3 protein-coding genes and 1 pseudogene are annotated in these 3,815 nt (G+C 60.3%); 1 reads left to right on the forward strand and 3 read right to left on the reverse strand.

Translation table 11 applies throughout. The features are described from left to right. A pseudogene (locus ABX749_RS25335) lies at positions 1-442 on the forward strand (single-stranded-DNA-specific exonuclease RecJ); the annotation flags it as partial. A gap of 43 nt (positions 443-485) precedes the next feature. On the opposite strand, the gene ABX749_RS25340 reads toward ABX749_RS25335, so the two are convergent. From ABX749_RS25340 to ABX749_RS25350, 3 genes are all read right to left on the reverse strand, one after another. Beyond that, positions 486-1,556: a thiamine phosphate synthase gene (locus ABX749_RS25340; RefSeq protein ID WP_372898460.1), complete on the reverse strand. Its 1,071-nt coding sequence runs from the start codon at positions 1,554-1,556 to the stop codon at positions 486-488. Positions 1,557-1,744: 188 nt separating this feature from the next. Further along, positions 1,745-2,338 (reverse strand): hypothetical protein, encoded by a 594-nt coding sequence (locus tag ABX749_RS25345; protein WP_372898461.1) that lies wholly within the window; start codon positions 2,336-2,338, stop codon positions 1,745-1,747. A gap of 54 nt (positions 2,339-2,392) precedes the next feature. Next, positions 2,393-3,815: putative inorganic carbon transporter subunit DabA (locus ABX749_RS25350; RefSeq protein WP_372898462.1), on the reverse strand; the 1,423-nt coding region annotated here is incomplete at its 5' end.

Genomic DNA, 3,815 nt, shown 5'->3' on the forward strand with positions numbered 1-3,815 from the left:
AATCGATGGGTTCCGCGAAGACTTTTGCGAAGCGATTTCCGAACAATGGACGGCCGGTGAAATCGAACCGGAGATTGTGATCGATGCCGAAGCGTCGTTCGGCCAATTGAATCTGAACACGATCAAGCAAATCGAAACCCTTGAGCCCTTCGGTGCGGGCAACCCGCGCCCCACGCTGCTCTGCCAGAACGTCACGCTGGCCGAACCGGCCCGTCGGATGGGCAGTGGCGATCGCCATCTGACGGTGCGGCTGGATCAAGGCGGCAAGACCGTCCGCGGCGTCGCGTTTGGCGCCGGCGATTGGTGCGATGAACTCAACGCCTGTGACGGACCGATTCAAATCGCCTATCGTCCGGTGATCAACGAGTTTCGTGGCTTCCGCCGCGTTGAAATTCACGTCGTCGATTGGAAACCCGTGCACGTCGGCGTGGCCACCGGCTGAACCATCGATTGAACGGCGTTGACCGTTTGACCAGCTCGGAAATCTATTCCGCTGACGCGTCCAACCCACGCCGCAATGCCCTCGCCGCGGCCGCCGGATCATCGGCGTCGTTGATCGCGGCGGTGACGGCGATTCGGTGAAACCCGCACGCGGTCACCTGATCGAGGTTCTGGGCGTTGATGCCGCCGATCGCGAACGCGGGTCGAGGCGTTTGACGGGTTTCCGCATGCACCTGTTCTAAAAACGCCGTCCCGGCGTGGGCATCAAAGGACTTCGTGGTGCTGGGAAATGTCGGTCCACATCCGATGTAGTCCGCACCGTCGGCGATCGCTTGATGAACCTGGGCGATGTCGTGCGTCGACACACCGATCAGACGCCCGCCGCCGAGCACACGTCGCGCCATGGTCGCGGGCAACTCGTCTTGTCCGACGTGAACGCCATCGGCGTCTGCTGACAATGCAATGTCGGCACGGTCATTGACGATAAACAACGCATCGCAATCCTTGGCAATCGCGGCGCCCACTTTAGCCCGCTCAAAGAGCTCGCGATCGGAAGCCTGTTTATCGCGTAACTGAAAGACATCGACACCGGCTTGGGACAACGACCGGATCGTTTCGACAAACATTGATTCGGACGAACCGCAATCGATCAACAGATACAGCACCGCGTCGGCCAGTCGGCGTGTTCTGCGATGGGCCATCGCCTGAAGTTCGATGCGACGATGATGCGTGTAGGCCCGATAACGCAGCGATTCGATCCGCCGAGCAAAGTCAACGTCGATCGTTTTTCCGTACTCTTCCAGGACCCGCAACGATTGTTGCACCCGCTCGGTCGCAGCGGTGATCACATCGGCAATCTCCGTCCGAGAGTACTCGGCCGCGGTTTGCAGCGTGGTGCCGACATCGGCGTCGGTATCGCGGGCGGTGAGCAATTCCGTGCGGTTCAACCGCGACAGCGCCGCGGCGAGTTCGTGACGCAATGCCTTCGCCGCACCGGCGCTGTCGGAATCCTCCAGACCGAAGCGGGCAAACTCTTCGATCGTGCGAATCCCCTCGGCCGCCCGATTCGCCGACGCATCGAGAATTCGGTAGCTGATCTGTCGCGAGTCGTTCAACGGCTTGGTCCAAACAATCAAGGCAATCAAAACAAAAACCGGGCGTCGGCGGACAACAGTTATCTCGCATTCCGGCCGTCCTGTCGAGCGAGCCGACAGGCCGCTTGCGGCAATCGGCTGATCCTCGTTCGATAATGGCCGATTCACGCCGGCGCGCGGACGCCTCGGTTGATGTTCACGTCGCGGCGTCAAGCCAGCGGACGAAACTCATCCGTCGCGGGGTTGTACATCAGGAAGGTCTTGCAGTGCGCCAAGTAGAACAACGCGTGCACCCGCAAGTCTCCGTCGTGGACGGCTTGTTGGACCGCCGGATGCTGATGGAGTGATTTCACCTTGGACGCAAAATCGTCTTTGGCACGACTCGCCTTGTTCAGCATCGATCGTGCCGCTCCGACCAGTGGATGGCCTGTTTCGCTCTGGCCGGAGTCGTCGGCCGGGCCGTCGTCGCAACCCTCGGAGTGACCCACCAGCCACAGACGCTGCACACCGCATGAGGCCACCGCGCAATCGAGCAGCGACGCCATGTCACCGGATTGAAACTCCCACTGCGACTGGTGCATTGTTAACATGCCGCTCGATTCCATCGCGGCGGCCTTGGCCAGTCGGCTGTGGAGATCCGGGTCATCGTGCGAAACCAGCAACCAATCGATCGTCGATTCGTCTTCCATGATCGCCTGTTGCAAACGATCGATCGAGTGACTGGAGAAGCATGTGGCGTCGCTGCCTTGGGACACGTGCTTGGACGACGCGTGATGGACGGGTGGATTGGCAAGTAGAGACATGGTTGGTTCCTTTTCGTTTCAAGTGACAATGGGAAGATCAATCGGTTTTGGGGATCAAGAGGTGGAGCCGGTCGCCACGGCGTTGCCGAGGATGCGGCACCAATCCGTTCGGGCATATCGGTAACACTCGCCGCCGTCGATCGCGGTCAAGTGCATCCATTGGTTGTCGATCAGTTCCTTGAGGTGTGGATGTTTTTCAAGGACGCGATCGATCGATTCGCGTGGGGCTGCGATGACGACTTGCAATCGCATCGGCTGGTGTTGAAACTGCTTGCCGTCGTGAATCGATTGCGTCGGCAAGCCGGTCATCAAATCGCCGCCTCCGCCGGACAGGATGCCAAACCCGCCGACGACGTTGTGGATCGTTTTGTCGCCGCTGCCGAAGTGATGGTTGTCGACCGTTGAAGCGTAGTACTGCATGTTGATCCAGTGAGCGACCACCATCGGCGCCGTCATGATGTTCTCCAGCACCGCGCCGTCTTCATCCGCCGCCGCGTTGTAGCTGTGTAAGAACGCACGACCGTCAAGGTTCATGTTTTGGGTCAGCTCGCGGGGACCGATCACGAAGGCTGCGTTGCCGGCCAATCCCCATTCGGGTCGGACTTCGGACCAATCGAACGCGCGACGGATCACGTCGGACGACGAACGTGCACCGACGAGCGGCGTTCGTTCCCCGCGTGTCTTTGCCGAGGCAATTCGGGTCTGATCAATCAATTCCTGGACGTCACCGCGGTGCGACGCCGGCACGCCATGAAGATCAAAGCAATCGATGCGATCGGTCGTCGTGTTGTGCAGCGCCGCCAAAAACAGCGTGTCGTCGGGGATCACGATTCCGCGTTCGGCCAACCGTTCACGGACGAACGGTTGATTCAGCAGCAGCGCTGCGAATCGCGCGTTCGGTTCGCCCGAGTGCCCGCCACAGGCACCGCAGTCCAAGCCGGCGGCCAGCGGATTGTTTTTCGTTTGGCTGCCATGGGCACACAGCACCACCAGTCGTGCAAAGCCATCGACCAAACCGAGATTGCGAAGCATCGACTCGGCCAAGTCCGCCTGACGCGATGTCGTCCAACCCTGACGATTGAGCCCGCGGAGCGTCGGCCCGATGGAGGTGTCCGACGCGTGGGTCGGCGGTTCGGCATGGTTGCGATCGAAACGTATGGCTGAGTTGGTCCATAACTTTGCCGAATACAACAGCCCGGTCGTTTCGACGAATGAAAAGCATCCGACGGCGGATTTTTGGAAGCCGCGCCAAAGCTTGCCCCACAACCCTTCACGTTGTCGCGCGACGCGGAGTTCGACTTCGCATCGGGCATCGCCATCGGCCAAGCCCTCGTGCAGCTTGAAACTCGGTCGAATCAACGCCGGCACGTTGTCGTCGCCGTGTTGCTCTCCCAACCGCACATACTCGATCGGCATGCCGAAGAATCCCGCAAAGCCATAGGTCTCGATCTCCGGAGTCGTCGATTCCAGGTGCCGG

It is taken from the genome of Stieleria sp. (assembly GCF_041595215.1).
Classification (GTDB): domain Bacteria; phylum Planctomycetota; class Planctomycetia; order Pirellulales; family Pirellulaceae; genus Stieleria; species Stieleria magnilauensis.

Coding starts and splice junctions, on each gene's coding strand:
- ABX749_RS25345 (WP_372898461.1), bottom strand. CDS start 2,338: ATGTCTCTACTTGCCAATCCACCCGTCCATCACGCGTCGTCCAAGCAC.